17 protein-coding genes and 1 pseudogene are annotated in these 21,339 nt (G+C 59.6%); 14 read left to right on the forward strand and 4 right to left on the reverse strand.

The annotated features are described in order from the left end of the window. Positions 1 to 134 precede the first annotated feature (134 nt). From Q2T52_RS19725 to xylA, 5 genes are all read left to right on the forward strand, one after another. A complete protein-coding gene (locus Q2T52_RS19725; RefSeq protein WP_302078547.1) occupies positions 135 to 1,349 on the forward strand; it encodes an HlyD family secretion protein in 1,215 nt (404 codons plus the stop codon). A 30-nt stretch (positions 1,350 to 1,379) separates the two neighbouring features. Further along, a complete protein-coding gene (locus Q2T52_RS19730) occupies positions 1,380 to 2,960 on the forward strand; it encodes a DHA2 family efflux MFS transporter permease subunit (RefSeq protein ID WP_302078548.1) in 1,581 nt (526 codons plus the stop codon). A 163-nt stretch (positions 2,961 to 3,123) separates the two neighbouring features. Further along, positions 3,124 to 4,149 carry a LacI family DNA-binding transcriptional regulator gene (locus tag Q2T52_RS19735; RefSeq protein WP_302078549.1) on the forward strand — a complete coding sequence of 342 codons (1,026 nt, stop codon included), beginning with the start codon at positions 3,124 to 3,126 and terminating at the stop codon, positions 4,147 to 4,149. Between the two features lie 23 nt (positions 4,150 to 4,172). After that, positions 4,173 to 5,627 carry a xylulokinase gene (xylB, locus tag Q2T52_RS19740; RefSeq protein WP_302078550.1) on the forward strand — a complete coding sequence of 485 codons (1,455 nt, stop codon included), beginning with the start codon at positions 4,173 to 4,175 and terminating at the stop codon, positions 5,625 to 5,627. Between the two features lie 241 nt (positions 5,628 to 5,868). Then, positions 5,869 to 7,179, forward strand: coding sequence for a xylose isomerase (gene xylA / locus Q2T52_RS19745; protein WP_302078551.1), 1,311 nt, complete (start codon positions 5,869 to 5,871; stop codon positions 7,177 to 7,179). 24 nt (positions 7,180 to 7,203) lie between these two features. On the opposite strand, the gene Q2T52_RS19750 is transcribed toward xylA, so the two are convergent. The 3 genes from Q2T52_RS19750 to Q2T52_RS19760 form a co-directional block, all read right to left on the reverse strand. Then, the gene (locus tag Q2T52_RS19750) at positions 7,204 to 7,701 is read right to left on the reverse strand and encodes a GNAT family N-acetyltransferase (RefSeq protein ID WP_302078552.1); all 498 of its coding nucleotides are present in this window, start codon (positions 7,699 to 7,701) and stop codon (positions 7,204 to 7,206) included. A 20-nt stretch (positions 7,702 to 7,721) separates the two neighbouring features. Beyond that, positions 7,722 to 8,204, reverse strand: coding sequence for a transcription elongation factor GreA (greA, locus tag Q2T52_RS19755; RefSeq protein WP_302078554.1), 483 nt, complete (start codon positions 8,202 to 8,204; stop codon positions 7,722 to 7,724). A gap of 63 nt (positions 8,205 to 8,267) precedes the next feature. Further along, positions 8,268 to 9,290, reverse strand: coding sequence for a LacI family DNA-binding transcriptional regulator (locus Q2T52_RS19760; RefSeq protein ID WP_302078555.1), 1,023 nt, complete (start codon positions 9,288 to 9,290; stop codon positions 8,268 to 8,270). A 184-nt stretch (positions 9,291 to 9,474) separates the two neighbouring features. Between Q2T52_RS19760 and Q2T52_RS19765 the strand changes: the two genes are divergently transcribed. The 9 genes from Q2T52_RS19765 to Q2T52_RS19805 all read left to right on the forward strand — a co-directional run bounded on the left by Q2T52_RS19765 (position 9,475) and on the right by Q2T52_RS19805 (position 21,188). Continuing rightward, complete coding sequence (locus Q2T52_RS19765; RefSeq protein ID WP_302078556.1) at positions 9,475 to 10,998, forward strand: sugar ABC transporter ATP-binding protein; 1,524 nt, start codon at positions 9,475 to 9,477, stop codon at positions 10,996 to 10,998. Between the two features lie 60 nt (positions 10,999 to 11,058). Then, entirely contained in the window at positions 11,059 to 12,069 is a 1,011-nt protein-coding gene (locus tag Q2T52_RS19770; protein ID WP_302078557.1) for an ABC transporter permease, read from the forward strand. Positions 12,070 to 12,141: 72 nt separating this feature from the next. Beyond that, on the forward strand, positions 12,142 to 13,086 hold the full coding sequence (locus Q2T52_RS19775) for a substrate-binding domain-containing protein (RefSeq protein ID WP_302078558.1): 945 nt from the start codon (positions 12,142 to 12,144) through the stop codon (positions 13,084 to 13,086). Positions 13,087 to 13,256: 170 nt separating this feature from the next. After that, the gene (locus Q2T52_RS19780; protein WP_302078560.1) at positions 13,257 to 14,309 is read left to right on the forward strand and encodes a sugar phosphate isomerase/epimerase family protein; all 1,053 of its coding nucleotides are present in this window, start codon (positions 13,257 to 13,259) and stop codon (positions 14,307 to 14,309) included. Positions 14,310 to 14,476: 167 nt separating this feature from the next. Continuing rightward, positions 14,477 to 15,649, forward strand: a complete 1,173-nt coding sequence (locus Q2T52_RS19785; RefSeq protein ID WP_302078561.1) for a Gfo/Idh/MocA family protein — start codon at positions 14,477 to 14,479, stop codon at positions 15,647 to 15,649. Between the two features lie 175 nt (positions 15,650 to 15,824). After that, a complete protein-coding gene (locus tag Q2T52_RS19790) occupies positions 15,825 to 17,201 on the forward strand; it encodes a GH1 family beta-glucosidase (RefSeq protein ID WP_302078562.1) in 1,377 nt (458 codons plus the stop codon). A gap of 119 nt (positions 17,202 to 17,320) precedes the next feature. After that, the gene (locus Q2T52_RS19795; RefSeq protein WP_302078563.1) at positions 17,321 to 18,016 is read left to right on the forward strand and encodes an EAL domain-containing protein; all 696 of its coding nucleotides are present in this window, start codon (positions 17,321 to 17,323) and stop codon (positions 18,014 to 18,016) included. A gap of 159 nt (positions 18,017 to 18,175) precedes the next feature. Then, positions 18,176 to 18,808, forward strand: a complete 633-nt coding sequence (locus Q2T52_RS19800) for an NAD(P)H-dependent oxidoreductase (RefSeq protein ID WP_302078564.1) — start codon at positions 18,176 to 18,178, stop codon at positions 18,806 to 18,808. Between the two features lie 187 nt (positions 18,809 to 18,995). Then, on the forward strand, positions 18,996 to 21,188 hold the full coding sequence (locus tag Q2T52_RS19805) for a putative bifunctional diguanylate cyclase/phosphodiesterase (protein ID WP_367187343.1): 2,193 nt from the start codon (positions 18,996 to 18,998) through the stop codon (positions 21,186 to 21,188). A 42-nt stretch (positions 21,189 to 21,230) separates the two neighbouring features. On the opposite strand, the pseudogene Q2T52_RS19810 reads toward Q2T52_RS19805, so the two are convergent. Further along, positions 21,231 to 21,339: pseudogene (locus Q2T52_RS19810) on the reverse strand (IS110 family transposase); the annotation flags it as partial.

A 21,339-nucleotide genomic window follows, 5' to 3' on the forward strand; every position in this document is an offset into this window, starting at 1 on the left:
TATCCTGCTGTTAACGAAATTTCGAACCGATCGGTTCGATGGCACTTGATGTGAGCGAATAAACTCTCTATGTCAAGTCGCATCAAACCGATCGGTTCGATCGAGGCCCACCTAGCTATGATTGGCATGAGACTATGAACGCATCTGTTAACAAGGCATCTCTTCGTCCTGTCGCTGCAGATGACGAACAGTCGAAAGAGACGGAGTCCCGCAAGGGAGATGCCACGGCTGAGAAGTCTCCGGCAGCTTCCACGGGAGCCCCCCAAGCGTCTTCTCAGCCCGCTGCGCCTGCCAAGAAACGTCGCGGTTTCGTCCTGCCGATCCTTGTGATTGCAGCCATCGGCGCTGCCGGATGGTATGGCCATAACTGGTGGACGGATGGTCGGTTCCTGGTTTCGACCGATGATGCATACATTTCCGGCGATATCTCCGTCATTTCGCCGAAGGTGACGGGTTATGTGCAGAAGGTGAACGTCATTGAGAATCAGAAGGTCAAGGCAGGTGATCCCCTCGTCACGCTGGACCAAGGCGACTACAATATTGCTGTTGAACAGGCGCTGGCCAATGTAGAAAGCGCCAACCTGGCCGTGGCCAGGATCGACGCGCAAATTGCTGGCGGCGAGGCGAGCCTAAACCAAGCGATTGCCCAGCAGGGCGCGCTGGAAGCCACGCTGCGCGGTGCCGAAATCAGCCAGAAGCGGGCGAGTGAGCTTGCTGCCAAGTCTGTTGGCACGACCGCCGACCTTGACAAGGCGCAGACGGCACTTGACCAGGCAAAAGCCAATCTTATTGCCGGACAGGCCGCCATTGCTTCTGCACAGGCCAACATCGAGTTACTGCGTGCGCAGCGTCGTGAGGCGGTCAACACCATTTCGCAACGTCGCCTTGCGCTTGATCAAGCTCGTCGCGATCTGGATTTTACCGTGCTGAAGGCACCGTATGATGGCACGATCGGCAATCTTTCTGTTCATACGGGTGATTTCGTGACGGCGGGAAAGCGCCTTGCGTCGCTGGTGCCGATGAGCGAGCTTTACGTGAATGCCAATTTCAAGGAAACACAGATCAGCGGCATCCATATTGGTTCCAAGGTTCGTGTGCATGTGGATGCGTTTGATGAGCATCCGGTCGAAGGAACGGTGACATCCATATCTCCGGCATCTGGCTCGGTTTTCTCGCTGCTGCCACCGGAAAATGCCACCGGCAACTTTACCAAGGTGGTTCAGCGCGTTCCGGTGCGGATCGCGCTTCCCAAGGAAGCTCTGGACAAGGGTTACCTGCGCGCCGGGCTCAGCGTGGTGGCGGACGTCGACACTCGTACCGGACCGAACGGTGGAGACGCCGCGCGCTAATCGCGGTCGTTGTCTTAGGAGACAAGTGCCATGGCTGCCACGACTGCACTTGCAGCCGCCCGCCCTGTCGATCCTCCCATGGATCGCCGCAAGCTGATCGCATTTTTCGCGATGGTGATCGGCATGTTCATGTCGATTCTCGACATTCAGATTGTGTCCGCGTCGCTGTCTGAAATCCAGGCCGGCCTGTCCGCCGGCTCCGATGAGGTGGCATGGGTGCAGACCTCCTATCTGATTGCGGAAGTCATCATGATTCCGCTGTCTGGCACGCTGGCGCGCATTCTCTCCACGCGGGTTCTCTTCACGATCTGCGCTGCTGGCTTCACGCTGTCGAGCGCGCTATGCGCTACCGCCACCAACATCGAGCAGATGATCATCTACCGCGCCATTCAAGGCTTCATCGGCGGCGGCATGATTCCTTCCGTGTTCGCTGCGGCATTTACGATCTTTCCTCCGTCGAAGCGTTCGGTCGTCTCTCCGATCATCGGCCTGATTGCGACCTTGGCGCCGACGATTGGCCCGACAGTCGGCGGCTATCTCAGCAATGCCTTTTCATGGCACTGGCTGTTCCTGGTCAACATCCCGCCGGGAATCTTTGTGACCGTGATGGTCTGGACGTTCGTCGATTTCGACAAGCCGCAGCATGACCTCATCAAACGGTTCGACTGGTGGGGGTTGTTGTCCATGGCAGTCTTCCTAGGGTCATTGGAATACGTACTTGAAGAAGGCAATAGCAAGGACTGGTTCAGCGACGAGCGGATTGTGGCGGGTGCTCTCGCCATGAGCGTCGGTGCGGTCGTCTTCTTCTGGCGTGCGTTCAAGGTGGACTTTCCGGTTGTCGATCTGAAAGCGTTCACCAACCGCAACTTTGCTTTCGGCTCTCTCTTCTCCTTCATCATGGGTGTGGGGTTGTATGGTCTTACTTACATATACCCTCTGTTCCTGGCCCGTATCCGTGGCTATGACGCCCTTATGATCGGCGAAACAATGTTTGTTTCTGGTCTGGCAATGTTCATGACCGCTCCGATTGCGGGCAAGCTGTCGACGAAGCTCGATCCGCGAGTCATGATGGGCATTGGTTTCTTTGGATTTGCCTGTGGCACCTATCTCGCAACTGGTATGACAAAGGACTGGGATTTCTATGAGCTGATGCTGCCGCAAATCCTGCGCGGTTGCTCGCTGATGATCTGCATGGTCCCGATCAACAACGTCGCACTCGGCACTCTGCCACCGCAACGCATCCAGAATGCCTCTGGCCTCTATAATCTGACCCGAAATCTTGGTGGTGCCGTCGGTCTTGCCATCATCAATACGATGCTCACACAACGCTCGGATCAGCATTATGCGCGGCTTTCAGAACACGTGAACTTCGGCAATCCGTCGGCACTTGAATGGCTCAATAACGTCGCGGGCAACTACACGGCCTTCGGCATGGACGGCAATGCCGCCGCTCTGGCCAAGCTTGCGGGCATGGTCAAGCAACAGGCCCAGGTCATGTCTTTCATCGATATCTTCATGGGGCTGACGATCCTGTTTTCCAGCCTCATCCTTTTGGTCATGATGATCTCCAGACCATCCGGCGGCGCGCCGGGTGGTGGTGGCGGTCACTGACCGCAACAGAATCCACCGCCGCATGAGGGGAGGCCGCTGGTTCGCCAGCGGCCTCCTTTGCATTTCGTTCGTTGATGTGGGTCAAACCGATAAAAGAGGTACGTACATCAAATTCTGATTTACGTACCTCAAGAACTGCTTTAGGACAGGCGGCGGAGGAAACATGAAGCCGACGGTTCATGACATCGCTGCCCATGCAGGCGTCAGCCTGGCGACGGTCGATCGCGTGCTGAACCGTCGGCCGGGCGTGAGCATCTCAACGCGCGAGAAGGTGGACCGCGCTGTCAGCGAGCTCGGTTTCGTGCGGGATGTCGGGGCTGCTAATCTGGCCAAGGGACGCGTGTATCCGTTGACCTTCATCATTCCTTCCAATGACAACTCCTTCATGCGTGGCTTGCGGCACGCGCTGGATGAGGCAAAGGCGTCCTCTGTGCTGGAGCGTACCGCCATCCGGCTGGTGGATGTTCCTGCCTTCGATGCCGTGGCTCTGGCGCGTGCGCTGGATGAGGCGGTGGCCGATGCACCGGCAGGCATCGCCTTCGTGGCCGTTGATGCGCCTGACGTGCTGGCGGCGGCTGAGCGCGTGGTGGCGCAGGGCATTCCGCTGGTCACACTCGTGTCAGATCTTTCCGGTGCTGCGCGCGATCATTACGCCGGCATCGACAATGCCGCCGCCGGGCGAACCGCTGCAAGCCTGCTCGGTCGGTTCCTCGGAGGTCAAGCTGGGAAGGTGGCCGTGCTGGCGGGCTCGATGCTGGTGCGCGATCATCGCGAACGCTGCGACGCCTTCTCGGACGCGATGGTTCGCAACTTCCCCAAGGCCCAGTTGTTGCCGGTGCTGGAGGGGCGTGATGATCCCGGCACCGTGGAGCAGATCATCGGCGCGCTGTTTGCCGATCACGCCGACATCGTCGGCATCTACAGCCTGGGCGCTGGCAATCGCGGGCTGGTAAGGGCGCTGGAAGGCGTGGCGGAAGATAAGCGTCCGGTGGTGATTGCGCATGAGTTGACGGAGACAACGCGCGCCGCTCTGCAATCCGGTCTCATCGATGCGGTTCTCAACCAGGATGCCGGCCATGAGGTGCGAAGCGCGATCCGGGTGCTGAAGGCGAAGGCCGATGGCCTGCCTGTCATCGCTGCGCAGGAGCGTATTCGCATCGACATATTTTTGAAAGACAATCTGCCCTGAAGAGGCGGTAAAGGAGGAACCCCATGTATCTTGGTCTCGATCTCGGCACATCAGGCGTCAAAGCCATGCTGATCGATGGCGATCAGCGCGTTGTCGGTTCGGCCAGCGGCGGGCTGGACGTCTCGCGTCCGCACTCCGGCTGGTCGGAGCAGGAGCCCTCGCATTGGATTCGCGCGACCGAGGAGGCCGTGGCCGGGCTGAAGCAGAAGTTTCCCGCGGAGCTTTCCGCCGTCAAGGGTATCGGTCTTTCCGGCCAGATGCACGGTGCGACGCTTGTTGATGCCGATGACAAGGTGCTGCGGCCCTGCATTCTCTGGAACGACACTCGTTCCCATGCCGAGGCGGCCAAGCTGGATGCCGATCCGCGCTTCCGGGCCATCACTGGCAATATCGTCTTTCCGGGCTTTACCGCGCCGAAGCTCGCCTGGGTGAAGAACAATGAGCCTGACATTTTCGCCAAGGTCGCCAAGGTTCTGCTGCCGAAGGACTATCTGCGCCTGTGGCTGACGGGTGAGCATATTTCGGAGATGTCCGATTCTGCCGGCACGTCCTGGCTGGATACCGGGGGCCGCCGCTGGTCGGCGGAACTGCTGGCCGTGACCGATCTCGGCGAAGAGCACATGCCGTCGCTGGTCGAGGGCACACAGGAAGGGGGCCGCCTGCGCGGCGAACTTGCCAGCCAATGGGGCATGGGACAGGGCGTGATTGTCGCCGGTGGGGCAGGGGATAATGCGGCCTCTGCCTGCGGCATGGGAACCGTGGCTGAAGGCCATGCCTTCGTATCGCTCGGCACATCCGGCGTACTGTTTGCCGCCAATGGCTCTTATCTGCCGAAGCCGGAAAGTGCTGTTCATGCCTTCTGCCATGCATTGCCGAATACCTGGCACCAGATGGGCGTCATCCTGTCGGCTACCGATGCGCTGAACTGGCATGCGATGGTGACCGGACAGTCTGCCGGCGATCTGGTCGCGGAAGTGGGCGAGGTGCTGAACGCACCGACGGGCGTCACCTTCCTGCCGTATCTCTCCGGCGAGCGCACGCCGCATAATGATGCGAAGATCCGTGGCGCATTCGTCGGTCTCGGCCATGAAAGCGGCCGCCCGGTTCTGACGCAGGCGGTGCTGGAGGGCGTTGCCTTCGCCATCCGCGATTCCATGGAAGCGCTGAAGTCCGCCGGGACGCGTGTTGAGCGCGTCACCGCGATCGGTGGTGGTTCCCGTTCCCGCTACTGGTTGTCGGCGATTGCCACGACCCTCGGCGTGCCCGTCGATATTCCCGCCGACGGCGATTTCGGCGCGGCCTTCGGCGCTGCGCGGCTGGGGCTGGTTGCCGCGACCGGTGCCGATCCGCTGTCCGTCTTCACGCAGCCAACGACTGCGGCAACCGTGGAACCGGTCACTGCCCTCACCCAGCCCTACGAGGAGGCCTACGGCCGCTATCGTGCGCTGTATCCGGCGATAAGGGCCACAATGAACTAAGGAAGGATTTAGGCGCCCCCCCCTCTGCCCTGCCGGGCATCTCCCCCTCAAGGGGGAGATCGGCAGCAGGCCAGAATGCCTCGTTCCCTCAAGACCACTGCGGAGGGAACGTTACGATGTGGGGTGGTGTGCGTGCCACATCTGATCTCCCCCCTTGAGGGGGAGATGTCCGGCAGGACAGAGGGGGGTGAAAGCTCCCCAAGCAACGAAGAGTTCGAGTTTCAATCCAGGAGGATGACCCATGAGCACAGGCTTTTTCGGCGATATTGCCAAGATCAAATATGAAGGTCCGGACAGCACCAATCCGCTGGCTTTCCGTCACTACAACCCCGATGAGGTGGTTCTGGGCAAGCGCCTGGAAGATCACCTGCGGTTTGCCATTGCCTATTGGCACACCTTCGTTTGGCCGGGCACCGACCCGTTCGGCGGCAACACGTTTGAGCGTCCCTGGTTCAAGGATACGATGGATGCCGCCAAGCTGAAGGCGGATGTTGCGTTTGAATTCTTCCAGCTGCTGGGTGCGCCCTACTACTGCTTCCACGACGCAGACGTGCGCCCGGAAGGCAAGAATTTTGCCGAGAACACGAAGAACCTCAACGAGATCGTCGATTACTTCGCCAAGAAGCAGGAAGAGACCGGCGTCAAGCTGCTCTGGGGTACGGCCAACCTCTTCTCGCACCGCCGTTACATGTCCGGTGCTGCCACCAATCCCGATCCTGACGTCTTTGCCTTTGCCGCCGCAACGGTGAAGACCTGCATCGATGCCACCCAGAAGCTTGGCGGCGAGAACTACGTGCTGTGGGGCGGCCGTGAAGGCTATGAGACCCTGCTCAACACGGATCTCAAAAAGGAACTGGACCAGATGGGCCGCTTCCTGAACCTTGTCGTGGAATACAAGCACAAGATCGGCTTCAAGGGCACGATCCTGATCGAGCCGAAGCCGCAGGAGCCCTCCAAGCACCAGTATGACTATGACGTTGCAACCGTCTATGGCTTCCTGAAGAACTACGGCCTTGAGAAGGAAGTGAAGGTGAACATCGAGCAGGGTCACGCGATCCTCGCCGGTCATACCTTCGAGCATGAACTGGCGCTTGCCAATGCGCTCGGCATCTTCGGCTCCATCGACATGAACCGCAACGACTACCAGTCCGGCTGGGATACCGACCAGTTCCCCAACAACGTGCCGGAAATGGCGCTGGCCTATTATCAGGTTCTGGCAGGCGGTGGCTTCACCACCGGCGGCACGAATTTCGATGCGAAGCTTCGCCGCCAGTCGCTCGACCCGGAAGACCTGCTGATCGGCCATATCGGTGGTATGGATTGCTGCGCTCGCGGCCTGAAGGCTGCGGCAAAGATGATCGAGGACAAGGCGCTGTCGGGTCCGCTGGCGGATCGTTACGCTGGCTGGAGCAAGGCCGAGAACCAGGCTGTGCTGCGCGGCGAGGAAAGCCTCGATGCCATCGCCGCCCGCGTCGAAGCCAATGACATCAACCCGCTGCCGAAGTCCGGCAAGCAGGAGCATCTTGAAAACGTGGTCAACCGCTACGTTTAATGCGTTTCAACAAGGCTCTCTCCGCTATGCGGGGAGAGCCTGCCTGACGAGAAACTGCTTGGATATTGTTTCAGAGCCTTCCCGGTAGTTCTGAAAGCCGAGGCTGCTGTAATAGCGCAAGCCACCAGCATTCTCCTTGCGAATGGTGGCATCGATGCTGGTGACGCCAGCGGATTTCGCAGCTACTTCCGTGTGCTTGAAAAGTGTACGCCCGACACCAGTCCCCTGGCATGATCTATGGACGTAGGTTGCAATAATCCCCCAGTCTGCTGGTATCTTCTTGTCTTCACCTGGCCAGTTCGGGTCGGCCCATTCCAGCGCCTGAAATCCAACAACGCGCTCATCCGCGACGGCCACGAAGCAGCTGATGGCTGCATGCGGGCGGATAAAGTCTGACATGATGCGGTCCGTATCGAAGAGGGATTTGTGCGCCGTTGTCCCACCATGCTGGATGATCTCGTTGATCAGATATGCCATGGCGGGAGCATCCTCAGCTCGGGCCGGCCGGATGATGAATGTCATACTCTTCCCCCAGCCATGCCTTACCTAATCGCGGTGATCTCCAGCTCCTGGTCGCCCACGGTCACCACATCGCCTACGGCCTTGCCCATCAGGCGTGCGGCAACGGGTGAGACGAAGGAAATGGAGCCGGTCTTTGGATCGGCTTCATCCTCTCCGACAATGCGGTAGGTCTGCACGCGTCCGTCATCGCGCTCGAACGTCACCGTGCTGCCGAAGGCGACGATATCGCGGTTTTCCGGCTCCGATATCACGTGAGCCGTGCGCAGGCGCTCTGTGAAATAGCGCAGGTCGCGCAGTGGTCCTGCCGATTGGCGGCGCTTCTCGTTAACATGATCGATTGCTTGGGCGGCCAGATAGGCGGCGCGCGCCTGTTCCGCCTGCGCTTCCAGCTGTTTCAAGCCTTCGGCGGTGACGAGATTCGGGTGAGGCGAAATCGGCCGGTCCGGCAGCAGGGTTTCCGCTGCGGTTTCCGAACTTTCTTCCTTGGTGAATGCGACGCTCAATGCCAACTCCGGGCTGCAAATCAAAACGGCAAGATAGGCCGCTGAGCCGAGAAGGCCAAGATGTCAGCGGGACCGCATGGCCGAGGTGACGGAGCCGCGGACGATCAGGTCAGGCATGATCAGGATTTCCTCGACGCTCTCGCCCGGTTCCGCCAGCTGTTTCAAGAGCAGCGCCATGGCCTGCCTCCCAATGGCGGAACGCGGCTGGCGGACAGTCGTCAGCGGCGGATTGAGATAGGTGGCCTGGGCCACATCATCGAAGCCGATCACCGAGAAGTCGCGGGGCAGGTCATAGCCGCGGGCTGCGAGCCCGTTGATGACGCCAACCGCCGTCGCATCGTTCACGCACATGAAGGCGCTGGGCAGTGTGTCGCGCATAAAGAGCTGTTCCACGGCGAGACGACCGCTTTCGACGGAGCCTTCGCCATCGATCACGATGCGCTTGTCGGGTGTTATGCGGGCGGCATCCAGTGCCAGATCATAGCCCTTGCGGCGGCGGACATGGCCGAGTTTGGTTTTGGAATCGCCGATGAAGGCGATGGAGCGATGGCCGGACGCCAGCAGATATTCCGCCGCCTTGCGGGCGCCTGCCGTATCATCCACGCCGACATAGGAGACCTTGGCGCCGAACACCGGCTCGAACACGGCGACCGTCGGCGGCAGGCGCTGTGCCAGTTCCTGATGGCCGAAGGGCTCATGGCCGGTGAACAGCACAAGACCGGCGGCCTGGTTGGAGTTGAGAAACTTCAGATAATCGAGCCCGCGCTCCGGGTCGTTTTGCGTGTGGCCTATGAGCACGCCATAGCCGTGGGCACGGGCCTCGTTCTCGATGCCGATCAGGATGGAGGAGAAGTTCGGGTCACCGATATCGGGCGCCAGCACGAGGATCATGTTGGAGCGGCCCATGCGCAGCGAACGCGCCATGGCATTGGTCGTATAACCCGTGATGGCGATCGCCTGGTTCACGCGCTGACGTGTGGATTTGGCCACCTTGTCCGGCGTGTGGATGGCGCGGCTGACAGTCGCGATCGAGACTTCCGCAAGGCGGGCGACATCTTCGATCGTGGCAGGCGCTGCATTCGACAAGGGACGCAATCCGGGTTCTGGAACGGGCTTGGAATGGCTTGAAGCGATCCGGGGCCGGCTGCAACATCCAAATGGTTGTTTGGCTCGACAATCCCCAATGATGCAGTCGTGTAAACCTTTACATCGGCCATGTAAAGGTTTACACAATGTTCATATGCGGTTGAGGAGCCGCGGGAGGAACTGCATGACAAGGGATGGGGAGGAGGCGCTTGCGCCGGTGCTTTCGGCTGAGCGCGTTTCAAAAAGCTTCGGCGAAGTTCAGGTTCTCTTCAGTGTCGATTTCGACATGCTGCCGGGCGAGATTCATGCGCTGGTGGGCGAGAACGGCGCCGGCAAATCGACGCTGGTCAAGATCCTCTCCGGCTTTGAAAGCCCGACCTCCGGTCGTCTGCTTCTGGATGGCGAGCCGGTATCGCTTCCGGCCAATGGCGCTGCGGAAGCGCTCGGCATCATCCTCATTCATCAGGAATTCAATCTGGCGGAACACCTGACGGTGACCGAGAGCCTGTTTCTCGGCCGCGAGGTCACGCGCTTCGGCGTGCTGGATCGCCGCTTCATGCGGGCGGAAACGCGCCGCATCCTCGATATGCTCGGTTCGCATGTGGATGAGGATGCGCTAATCAGTTCGCTGGCGGTGGCCGATAAGCAGATGGTGGAAATCGCCAAGGCGATCAGCCGCGATGCCCGCGTCATCTTCATGGACGAGCCGACGGCTGTCCTTTCACGCGAGGAGACGGAGATCCTGTTCGATCAGGTGCGCAAGCTGCGCGCCAAGGGCACCAGCTTCGTTTTCGTCACGCACAAGCTGAACGAGGTGATGGAGCTGACGGATCGCGTGACCGTGTTGCGTGACGGGCAGTGGATCAAGACGGCGCCGACGCGGCTCCTGGACAGCGATGCGATCGCGCAGTTGATGGTGGGGCGCGAGCTTTCCAGCCTCTATCCCGCCAAGCATGAGCCCGATGTGGATGAGGAGATCGTGCTCTCCGTTCGCGGTCTTTCGACCGGATATGTGAAGGATGTCAGTTTCGATCTGCGCAAGGGAGAAGTGCTGGGTTTCTCCGGGCTGATCGGCTCCGGCAGAACCGAGATCATGGAGGCCATCACGGGCCTGCGCTCCCGCCTTTCCGGCGAGGTGCTGGTGCATGGCACGCCGCTGGCGGCGGACGATTTTATGGAAGGCGTGCGGCGCGGGCTTGCCTATATGACCAAGGATCGCAAGGGCCGAGGCCTTTTGCTGGAAGAGGGCATGACGGCCAATCTAACCCTGCAATCGCTCGGTCGCCACGTGCGCTATGGCTATCTGGATCCGGCCAGCGAACGCGAGGCGATGGCGCGTGCCAAGCGCCGCTTCGATATCCGCGTGCGCGATGATCGCGTGAGGGTCGGGCGCATGTCCGGCGGCAACCAGCAGAAGCTGATGCTGGCCAAGGTGATGGAAACGGGACCGAAGATTATCATCATCGATGAGCCGACGCGCGGCATCGATGTCGGCACCAAGCAGCAGATCTACCACTTCATCGCGGCGCTGGCGCGGGAAGGCTGTTCCGTCATCGTCGTCTCCTCGGAAATGCCCGAGGTGATCGGGCTCTGCACGCGGGTTGCCGTGATGCGCGAGGGGCATCTGGTCGGGATGCTCGAGGGTGATGACATCAACGAACAGACCATCATGCGCTATGCGGCGGGCCTGAGAAGACAGGCGAGCTGACGCCGTTTGGGGATGCAAGAGTTAAAGGCGGCGCAGACCGCGGGGAGGACAGACTTGGCCATGAGCATCAATTCGGGCGGTGAAGCCACAACCATCCGCCGCCGCAGCTGGCGGGATGTGGATCTTCGCGCGGTGGCGCCCTTTGCGGCGCTGGCGCTGCTGATCATCATCGGCGCGCTGGTCAATCCCAATTTCATCAGCATCACCAATCTTGCCAATGTGGCGACGCGCAGCGCCTTTATCGCCATCATCGCTGTTGGTGCCACCTTCGTCATCTCGTCGGGCGATCTGGATTTGTCGGTCGGTTCGATGGTGGCCTTCGTCGCCAGCCTGATGATACTGTTCATGAATTCCGGCGTGATTGCCGATCCGGGCCTGATGCTGGCGGCGGCCATGGTGCTGACTGTCGTGATCGGCTCGCTCTGCGGTCTGGCCAATGGCCTCATCACCACGGTTGGGCGGATCGAGCCCTTCATCGCCACGCTCGGCACCATGGGCATCTATCGCGGCCTCACGACTTGGCTGAGCCAAGGCGGGGCGATCACGCTGCGCTCCTCCGAATTGCAGTCGCTTTATCGCCCGGCCTATTTCGGTTCTGTCCTCGGGCTGCCGGTGCCGATCCTCGTCATCCTGATCGTCACGGCGATTGCCGCCTTTATCCTTTATCGCACCCGCTACGGCCGGCATGTCACGGCGGTCGGCTCCAGCCGTGATGTCGCCCGCTATTCCGGCATCGCCGTCAACCGCGTGCGCACCATTGCCTTTATCATCCAGGGGCTCTGCGTGGCGATTGCCGTGCTGCTTTATGTGCCGCGCCTCGGCTCCACGTCAGCCACCACGGGCATTCTGTGGGAGTTGCAGGCAATCACCGCCGTCGTGGTCGGCGGCACGGCCTTGAAGGGTGGCGCCGGCCGCGTCTGGGGCACCATCTGCGGCGCCTTCATTCTCGAACTGGTCGGCAACATCATGCTGCTCTCCAACTTCATCAGCGAATACCTGATCGGCGCCATCCAGGGCTCGATCATCATCATCGCCATGCTCGTGCAGCGGTCGCTGACGCGCAAGGCCTGATTGGGCTCCGGGTGTGACAGGGGGGCACCCGGCTCCGTCTCCTTCAATTCCCCGTCTTCTGGGAGGAAGAACATGCACAAGACAATTCTTGGCCTGGCGCTCGCCATTGCGGCGGTCGCGGGAGCGGTCAATGCTGCCGATACAAAGACCATCGGCGTCTCCATTCCGGCCGCCGACCACGGCTGGACTTCCGGCGTCGTCTATCACGCCAACCGCGTGGCGCAGCTTCTGATGAAGGAACATCCGGGCCTCAAGGTCATCGTCAAGACCTCGCCGGATCCGGCAACCCAGGCTAATGCGCTGCAGGATCTTGAAACCCAGGGCATTGACGCGCTCGTCATCCTGCCGACCGATCCGGACCCTCTGGTCAATGCGATCAAGGAAGTGAAGGGCAAGGGCAAGTTCGTCTCTATCGTGGACCGCGCCCCATCCTCCAACGACAATTCCGTGCGTGATCTCTATGTGGCCGGCAACAACCCGGCGCTTGGCCAGGTGGCGGGCGAGTACATCAAGAAGAACTCGCCGGAAGCGCAGGTCGTGGTGATCCGTGGTCTGCCGATCCCGATCGACCAGCAGCGTCAGGATGGTTTCGACAAGGCGATTGCCGGCTCCAAGGTCAAGGTTCTGGACCGTCAGTTCGGCAACTGGAACCGCGACGATGCCTTCAAGGTCATGCAGGATTTTTTGACCAAGTACCCCAAGATCGATGTGGTCTGGTGTCAGGATGACGACATGGCTGTCGGCGTGCTGCAGGCCATCGAACAGGCCAAGCGCACCGATATCAAGTATGTCATCGGCGGCGCCGGCTCCAAGGACATGATCAAGAAGGTCATGGATGGCGACAAGATGATCCCGGTTGATGTGCTCTATCCGCCGTCGATGGTGGGTACCGCAATGGAACTGACGGCAGCCGCCATCTACGACCAGATCCCTGTCCATGGCACCTACACGCTGGATGCGACGCTGGTGACCAAGGATAATGCCAAGGGATACTACTTCCCGGACTCGCCCTTCTGATCTTCCGCACCACCTTATTTGATATTCCTTCGCCCGGTTCTCTTGCCGGGCGAAGCTCCGATTTTTGCCCCCACTATCTGCGCCTGTGACGTCATGTACGGTTGTATCCAGGCGTAAAGTCGGGTAGCCGTTACTGCAACGTTACAGGAATTCTCAGGGAGGAGATATTCATGAAGACGATCAAGGGTCCCGCCATTTTTCTGGGCCAGTTCGCGGGGGATGCCGCACCGTTCAATTCCTGGGATGGCATTACCAAGTGGGCGGCGGACAAGGGCTATGTGGGCGTGCAGGTGCCGACCTGGGCCGGTCAGCTGATCGACCTGAAGAAGGCATCCGAATCCAAGGATTATTGCGACGAGTTCGCCGGTGTCGCGAGGGCCAACGGCATCGAGGTGACCGAGCTTTCCACCCATCTGCAGGGCCAGCTGGTGGCGGTGCATCCGGCCTATGACGAGGCCTTCGATGGCTTTGCAGCGCCGGAAGTGCGCGGCAATCCCAAGGCACGCCAGGCCTGGGCCGTGGAGCAGGTGAAAATGGCGCTCAAGGCGTCACGGCATCTCGGCATCAAGGCGCATGCCACCTTCTCCGGCGCGCTCGCCTGGCCCTTCATCTATCCCTGGCCGCAGCGTCCGGCCGGTCTGGTGGAAACCGCCTTCGAAGAATTGGCGCGGCGTTGGCAGCCGATCCTTGACTATGCGGACGAGCAGGGCGTGGATGTTTGCTACGAGATCCATCCCGGTGAAGATCTGCATGACGGCGTGACCTTCGAGATGTTCCTGGAGCGGGTGAAGAACCATCCGCGCGCCAACATGCTCTACGACCCCTCGCACTATGTGCTGCAGTGCCTAGATTATCTCGACAACATCGACATCTACAAGGACCGCATCAAGATGTTCCACGTCAAGGATGCGGAGTTCAACCCGACCGGGCGTCAGGGCGTCTATGGCGGCTATCAGGGCTGGGTCAACCGTGCCGGCCGCTTCCGCTCGCTGGGCGACGGCCAGGTGGATTTCGGTGCCGTCTTCTCGAAGCTCACCGCCAATGATTTCGACGGCTGGGCCGTGGTCGAATGGGAGTGCGCGCTCAAGAATTCCGAGGATGGCGCGGCTGAAGGTGCCGAATTCGTCAAGGCGCATATCATCCGGGTCACGGAAAAGGCGTTCGACGATTTTGCGTCCGGCGGTACGGACGAGGCCGCCAATCGCCGGATGCTGGGATTGTAAAAGACAGACCCCGCCCCCAACCCCTCCCCACAAGGGGGAGAGGCTTAACCCGGTCGCTACCGGTGCGATTGGCGGAGACGGTGCCACCTGATTTCTCCCCCCTTGTGGGGGAGATGGCGGCAGCCAGAGGGGGAATTTGCGCACCCATATCGAGGAGGAAACATTTCATGACCATCGAAGCCAGCAAATCCGAACAGCGCGTATCCAAAATCCGCCTCGGCATGGTGGGTGGCGGGCAGGGTGCCTTCATCGGCGCCGTGCACCGCATGGCCGCCCGCCTGGATGACCACTACGATCTCGTGGCGGGCGCGCTGTCATCGACGCCGGAAAAAGCGCAAGCCTCAGCCCGCGATCTCGGGCTCGATCCCGAGAGAAGCTACGGCTCTTTCGAGGAGATGGCGGACAAGGAAGCAGCGCGTCCTGACGGCATCGAGGCGGTTTCCATCGTCACACCAAACCATGTTCACTATGCCGCGGCGAAAGCCTTTCTGGAGCGCGGCATCCACGTGATCTGCGACAAGCCGCTGACCTCCAATCTGGAAGATGCCAAGAAGCTGAAGGAGGTCGCGGACAAAGCGAAGGCGCTGTTCATCCTCACCCACAATTACACCGGCTATCCCATGGTGCGGCATGCGCGCGAACTGGTGCAGTCGGGCGAGCTGGGCGAGATCCGCCTGGTGCAGATGGAATATCCGCAGGACTGGCTGGCGGAACCCGTGGAACAGACGGGGGCCAAGCAGGCGGTCTGGCGCACAGACCCCGCGCAATCGGGGGTGGGCGGCTCCACCGGTGACATCGGCACGCATGCCTACAATCTCGGCTCGTTCATTTCCGGGTTGGAACTCGATGAACTGGCGGCTGACGTGCACACCTTTGTTGCCGGCCGCCGGCTGGACGACAATGCGCATGTGATGCTGCGCTTTAAGGGCGGTGCGAAGGGTATGTTGTGGTGCAGCCAGGTGGCGACCGGCAATGAGAACGGCCTGAAGGTACGCATCTATGGCACTAAGGCGGGCATCGAGTGGACGCAGGCCGATCCGAACTATCTGTGGTTCACGCGGCTTGGCGAACCAAAGCAGCTTATCACCCGTGGTGGCGCAGGTGCAGGCGCGGCAGCAGGCCGCGTGACGCGCATTCCAAGCGGTCATCCGGAGGGCTATCTCGAAGCCTTTGCGACAATCTATTCCGAAGCGGCTGCCGCGATCATTGCAGCGCGATCCGGGGCTGCTGTTGATCCTGCGGTCGTCTATCCCACCGTCGATGACGGCGTGAAGGGCGTTGCCTTCGTCACGGCCTGCATCGAAAGCGGCAAGCAGAATGGCGCTTGGGTGAAGCTCTAAAAGTGAGAGGAGGAGCACGCCACGTGCTCCTCCAGAATTCAAATTTCTGCAACGTTTTAGAATTGCGTATTGGTAATTGCTTCACGCCGCCCGAGGTTTAGGCTACACGGCAAGGGTGTAATGATGGATCGCCGTGTTCGATTTGATTTCGACCGTTTGCCAAGGTAGTTATAAGATGAATCCTAAGACCCTTGCCGACCGCTTCCCTGGCGACTTCCTTTTTGGCGTGGCAACGGCTGCATTTCAGATCGAAGGGGCGACCAGGGCAGATGGGCGCAAAGCCTCGATCTGGGATGCCTTTTCCAACATGCCGGGCCGCGTGTTTGGCCGGCACAATGGCGACGTCGCCTGCGATCACTATCATCGCCTGGAGGAGGATCTAGACCTCATCAAGGAGATGGGCGTGGAGGCCTACCGCTTCTCGATCGCCTGGCCGCGCATCATTCCTGATGGCGTCGGCCGCATCAATGATCCGGGTCTGGATTTCTATGATCGCTTGCTGGACGGCTGCAAGGCGCGCGGCATCAAGACCTATGCCACGCTCTACCACTGGGATCTGCCGCTTGCGCTGATGGGCGATGGCGGCTGGACGTCCCGCTCGACAGCTTACGCCTTTCAGCGATACGCCAAGGTGGTGCTTGCGCGTCTGGGGGATCGGCTGGATGCCGTCGCGACCTTCAACGAACCCTGGTGCTCGGTCTGGCTCAGCCATCTCTATGGTGTGCATGCCCCCGGCGAGCGCAATATGGAAGCGGCTCTTCACGCCATGCACCATACGAACCTTGCACATGGCCTGGCCGTGGAAGCCATTCGACATGTGGCGCCGAAAGTGCCGGTCGGGCTGGTGCTGAACGCCCATTCGGTGGTGCCGGGATCGGACAGCGAGGCGGACAAGGCGGCGGCGGAACGTGCCTTTGATTTCCATAATGGCGCCTTCTTCGATCCTGTCTTCAAGGGCCATTATCCCGAAAGCCTCATTGCGGCATTGGGGGAAAGGATGCCGGTTGTCGAAGAGGATGATCTGGCCATCATTAGTCAGAAACTCGACTGGTGGGGCCTCAATTACTACACGCCGATGCGTGTTTCCGATGACCCGTCGCAAGGCGCAGAATTCCCGGCAACCATCCCAGCGCCTTTCGTCAATCCGGATAAAACGGATATCGGCTGGGAGATTGATCCCTCCGCCATGGGCGATCTGGTCGTTGATCTCTTCAAGCGATACGACCTGCCGGACATGTACATCACCGAAAACGGCGCCTGCTATAATATGGGTGTGGTGAATGGCGAAGTGGATGATCAGCCACGGCTTGATTATTACGCGCAGCATCTTTCCGTTGCTGCGGATCTGGCGCGCGACGGTTATCCTCTGAAAGGCTATTTTGCCTGGAGCCTGATGGATAACTTTGAATGGGCGGAAGGTTACCGCATGCGCTTCGGCCTCGTCCACGTGGACTACGACACGCAGGTGCGGACCATCAAGAAGAGCGGCAAGTGGTACCGCGAATTGGCGTCGTGCTTCCCAAAAGGTAACCATATCCCGAGTTCGGGTTGATCCGATCCTATTTTTAAATTCTTGCGCGCTAATTTGCTTCACACGTGCAGTGAGGGACTGAAATGGCGCAAGGTTGTGCGGGTTGCCGCAATGGCAAAGGTTTCGCGATTCCGTTTTCGATGGCGTTCCAGCCGATCGTGGATCTGAAGACTGGGAACGTCTTTGCTCATGAAGCGTTGGTGCGCGGCATCTCGGGTGAAGGGGCTACAACCGTCCTGCGCCAGGTCAATGACGACAACCGCTATGCCTTCGACCAGCAATGCCGGGTCAAGGCTATCGAACTTGCATCAAAGCTGTCGGCTCCTGGTTCGAACGAGAAGCTTTCCATCAACTTCATGCCCAATGCCGTCTACGAGCCTCGCGCCTGTATTCGTCTGACGCTTGCCACGGCAGAGCAGGTTGGCTTTGCGCCCGACCGGATCATCTTCGAGTTCACCGAAACCGAGAAGCTCGATACCGTGCATCTCCTCAACATCCTGCGCACATACAAGGATATCGGCTTCAAGACGGCCATCGACGATTTCGGCGCGGGCCATTCCGGCCTTAACTTGCTGGCCGAATTTCAACCTGACATTGTCAAGCTGGATATGGATCTCATTCGCGGCATCCATCTCAATCCCGCAAAGCGCCTGGTCGTTCGCCATACGTTGTCGATGCTGCATGACTTCGGCATCCAGCCGGTTTGCGAAGGTGTCGAGACTGCAGAGGAGCTGGCTGTGCTGGTCGATTTGGGTGTGGATCTGATTCAGGGCTATCTTTTCGCCGCCCCTTCGTTCGAGCGGTTTATTACGCCGCAACTTGCGCTCGCTGCGTGAAGAACCGTTGATAGGCGAATGAGGCTGAGCGCCGCGTAAAAACGCAGGGGTTACTTTTCTGTTTCTACTTGTGCATCGCAACAAGCCGACTATGTGTGCGGGGTACTTTAGTTTGCTGCATCCCAACCTGGGAACTGCCGTAGAAAACGGAGATTTCTTTTGCTTCTCGAAAAGTTGAACTGGCGTTACGCCACCAAGAAAATGGACCCTTCCAAGGCTGTGCCTGAAGACAAGGTTGAGCGGATCGTGGAGGCTGCGCGCCTGGCGCCGACCTCCAGCGGTCTGCAGCCTTTTGAAGTGTTTGTCGTTACCAATCCGGAAGTGCGCGCCAAAATCCGTGAGATTGCCTGGAATCAGGCGCAGGTCACAGACGGTTCGCATCTTCTCGTGTTCGCTGCCTGGGATAATTATACGGAAGACCGCATAAACGAGATGTTCGATCTCGTTAACGAGGAGCGTCAGTTTACCAACGAAGGCTGGGAAAACTATCGCAAGATGCTGCTGAGCACCTATCCGGCCCGCGATGCCCAAGTCAATTTTGAGCACGCTGCCCGTCAAGCCTATATCGCCTTCGGCATGTCTATCGCGCAGGCCGCCTTTGAAGGTGTCGATGCAACCCCTATGGAAGGCTTTGACCCTGCCAAGCTGGATGAGATCCTCGGGCTGCGGGAAAAGGGTCTTCGCTCCGTTACCATTCTGCCGCTCGGCTATCGTCAGGCGGAAGGCGATTGGCTGGTCAACCTGAAGAAGGTTCGCCGTGCCCGAGAGAAGTTCGTGACTGAAGTGAAGTAAGCTGCAGATGCGTAAGCCGGCACCACCTTAGATCGTGGTGCCGGTGCCATCTGTCTCGTTTTTTTATGGCTGGAGTGCGGGCTTAACCGCACGTTCTTGTTTCTGAATTCATTGCTGCCCTGTTAATTCAAATTGAAGACTTGCAACCCAGAATGCGGCTTCACTCCAGGGATTGTCGAGGCGATGTTTGGCCTTTAATCTGCAACAGTCTGCCAAGTCTGTAGACCGTCGTCTGGCGGTGCGATCGATGCTGGGGATTTTTGCCGCGGTGGTCATCGTGGTGACAGGCATCGTACTGGCTGCTCTCGACAGAGTTGGAGCCTATGCGAACCATCTCGATGAGGAACGTTCGCGCGAAGTCGTTCGTGGCGCCATCCACACCTACATCGGACAGTTGCGCAATGTTTTGAACGATTCCGCCACGCGTGATGATACGGTCGCCTATCTCCATCGGCAGCTTGACCTTGAGTGGCTGCGCCGCAATCTGGGCGAATTGACCGGTACGGCGGAACTGTTCGACGTTGCTGTCGTCATCGACCAGGACGGTCGCAGCATGATCGGCTACGCCGATGGTGTCCTGCTCGGCGAGCAACAGTTGGCAAATTACCTAACACCGGATGTGCGCGATGTCTTTCGTGCGACCAAGGCCATTCGCGGAGACGCCACTCCGCAACTGTCCGGTTTCGTCAAAACCGCTAAGGGGCTTGCGGCCTTCAGCATTGCTCTCGTCCGTGACAGGTCTGAAAGCAGTGTTGTCGATACGACCGGGCGTCGCTACCTGCTGTTCATGCGGCATCTGACATCGTCAACTGTTGACCAGCTCGCCCGCACCTATGCCCTGCCTGGTCTTCATCTTGCAGATGCGGATGCGAAAGCGTCCCACCGTGTCAACATCCTCTCGCCCCTTGCGAAACCGGTTGGTGCGCTGGCTTGGGAATCGCGTGCGCCCGGTGATATCAGCCTTGAGCAGGTACGGCCGCTGGTCTGGTGCGCCGTTGCCATGGTCGCCATCTATTTCCTGCTTCTCTTCGTTAGTGGCTGGCAGGCGCTCGCGCGCTTCCGGGCTGATGAAGCGGCCGCCGTGCGTCTTTCCCTGACTGATCGTCTAAGTGGGCTTTCCAATCGCGCCGGCCTGTTTGGGGAGCTGGAAAAGCTTATCGATCAGGCTCGTGAAGACGGAACGGATGTCGCGCTGCTCTATCTCGATCTGGATGGCTTCAAAGAAGTCAACGACGCTTACGGCCACAACACCGGTGACCGTCTGATCAAGGGTGTTTCCGCTGGCTTGAAGGTTCTGGTAGGAGAAGGCGCCGTACTCGCGCGTCTCGGAGGCGACGAGTTTGCCGTTGCCCTAAGTGGCCGGGATGCTGAACGCCGTGTGATTGATATCAGCGACCGCGTTCTGGATTTTCTGGGCGAACCCTTCACGATCGGTGAGCGGGTGGCTGTGATCGGTTGCAGCATCGGCGTTGCCATTTCAGCGCGGGGCATGATTTCCGGTGAGGAAATTGTCCGTCGTGCCGATATGGCCATGTATTGTGCCAAGGAAGAGGGCCGTGGGCGCTGGACGCGGTATGACCCTGCCATGGACGAGGAGCGTGAAGAACGCAACAATATGGAACTGGATCTGCGCGAGGCGATCGAGCGTCAGGAGATCAGCGTTGCCTTTCAGCCTGTTGTGGATGCGCGATCTTTGGACATGGTTGGGGTGGAAGCTTTGGCGCGGTGGACTCGAAAGGGGCACGGCAATGTTCCACCTGACGTTTTCATTCCCATTGCCGAAAGCACCGGTCTGATCGATCAGTTGGGTCTATGCGTGTTGCGCAACGCCTGCTTGGCGCTGCGCCAATGGCCGGACCTCAGTCTGGCCGTCAATGTGTCGCCGGGCCAGTTTCGCGATCCTGCCTTTGCAACCTATGTTGAAGATGTTTTGCACGACACCGGGACGGATGCCTCCCGCATCACGCTTGAGATGACGGAGACCTACTTCATTCAAAATCCGGCGCGCGCAAGAGGCGCTCTAGAGCGGCTGAAGCAGACGGGCGTGAAGATTGCATTGGACGATTTCGGCTCAGGCTTTTCCAGCGTTGGCTATCTGCGCCAGTTCCATTTCGACCGCATGAAGATTGACCGCTCGCTGGTGGAGTCACTTGGGCAAAATGATCGTGCGCTGGACGTGCTGAAAGCAACCGTGAGTCTCGCACGCGCACTCGATATTCCTGTTACTGCAGAGGGCGTGGAAACCGACGTACAGGTCAGCGCGCTGAAACTGGCAGGCTGCGATCTCCTACAAGGTTACTTCTTCGGCCGTCCGATGTCAGAGCGGGAAATTGCTGCCCGTCGGGGCGTCCAGCCGGTTTCTCTTTCCAAGCGCGCCTAAAGTTCCCGTTTAGCCGATAGAGTTCTAGAGTATCCGTTTTGATCAAGCGTGTTTTGGGGTCCATTTCCGGTTGTTTTTCAACAGTGCGTTTGCGAGCACAATGAGCTTTCGCATGATTGCGGTGATGGCGACCTTCGGTGGTTTTCCGGCG

Source organism: Rhizobium oryzicola (genome assembly GCF_030504645.1).
GTDB classification, from domain to species: domain Bacteria; phylum Pseudomonadota; class Alphaproteobacteria; order Rhizobiales; family Rhizobiaceae; genus Neorhizobium; species Neorhizobium oryzicola.

Excerpts from the sequence above, each read along its gene's own strand:
- Q2T52_RS19780 (WP_302078560.1), top strand. The coding sequence starts at position 13,257 with ATGAAGACGATCAAGGGTCCCGCCATTTTTCTGGGCCAGTTCGCGGGG.
- Q2T52_RS19795 (WP_302078563.1), top strand. The coding sequence starts at position 17,321 with ATGGCGTTCCAGCCGATCGTGGATCTGAAGACTGGGAACGTCTTTGCT.
- Q2T52_RS19770 (WP_302078557.1), top strand. The coding sequence starts at position 11,059 with ATGAGCATCAATTCGGGCGGTGAAGCCACAACCATCCGCCGCCGCAGC.
- Q2T52_RS19765 (WP_302078556.1), top strand. The coding sequence starts at position 9,475 with ATGACAAGGGATGGGGAGGAGGCGCTTGCGCCGGTGCTTTCGGCTGAG.
- Q2T52_RS19725 (WP_302078547.1), top strand. The coding sequence starts at position 135 with ATGAACGCATCTGTTAACAAGGCATCTCTTCGTCCTGTCGCTGCAGAT.
- Q2T52_RS19790 (WP_302078562.1), top strand. The coding sequence starts at position 15,825 with ATGAATCCTAAGACCCTTGCCGACCGCTTCCCTGGCGACTTCCTTTTT.
- Q2T52_RS19785 (WP_302078561.1), top strand. The coding sequence starts at position 14,477 with ATGACCATCGAAGCCAGCAAATCCGAACAGCGCGTATCCAAAATCCGC.
- Q2T52_RS19730 (WP_302078548.1), top strand. The coding sequence starts at position 1,380 with ATGGCTGCCACGACTGCACTTGCAGCCGCCCGCCCTGTCGATCCTCCC.
- Q2T52_RS19735 (WP_302078549.1), top strand. The coding sequence starts at position 3,124 with ATGAAGCCGACGGTTCATGACATCGCTGCCCATGCAGGCGTCAGCCTG.
- Q2T52_RS19750 (WP_302078552.1), bottom strand. The coding sequence starts at position 7,701 with ATGACATTCATCATCCGGCCGGCCCGAGCTGAGGATGCTCCCGCCATG.
- xylA (WP_302078551.1), top strand. The coding sequence starts at position 5,869 with ATGAGCACAGGCTTTTTCGGCGATATTGCCAAGATCAAATATGAAGGT.
- Q2T52_RS19775 (WP_302078558.1), top strand. The coding sequence starts at position 12,142 with ATGCACAAGACAATTCTTGGCCTGGCGCTCGCCATTGCGGCGGTCGCG.
- xylB (WP_302078550.1), top strand. The coding sequence starts at position 4,173 with ATGTATCTTGGTCTCGATCTCGGCACATCAGGCGTCAAAGCCATGCTG.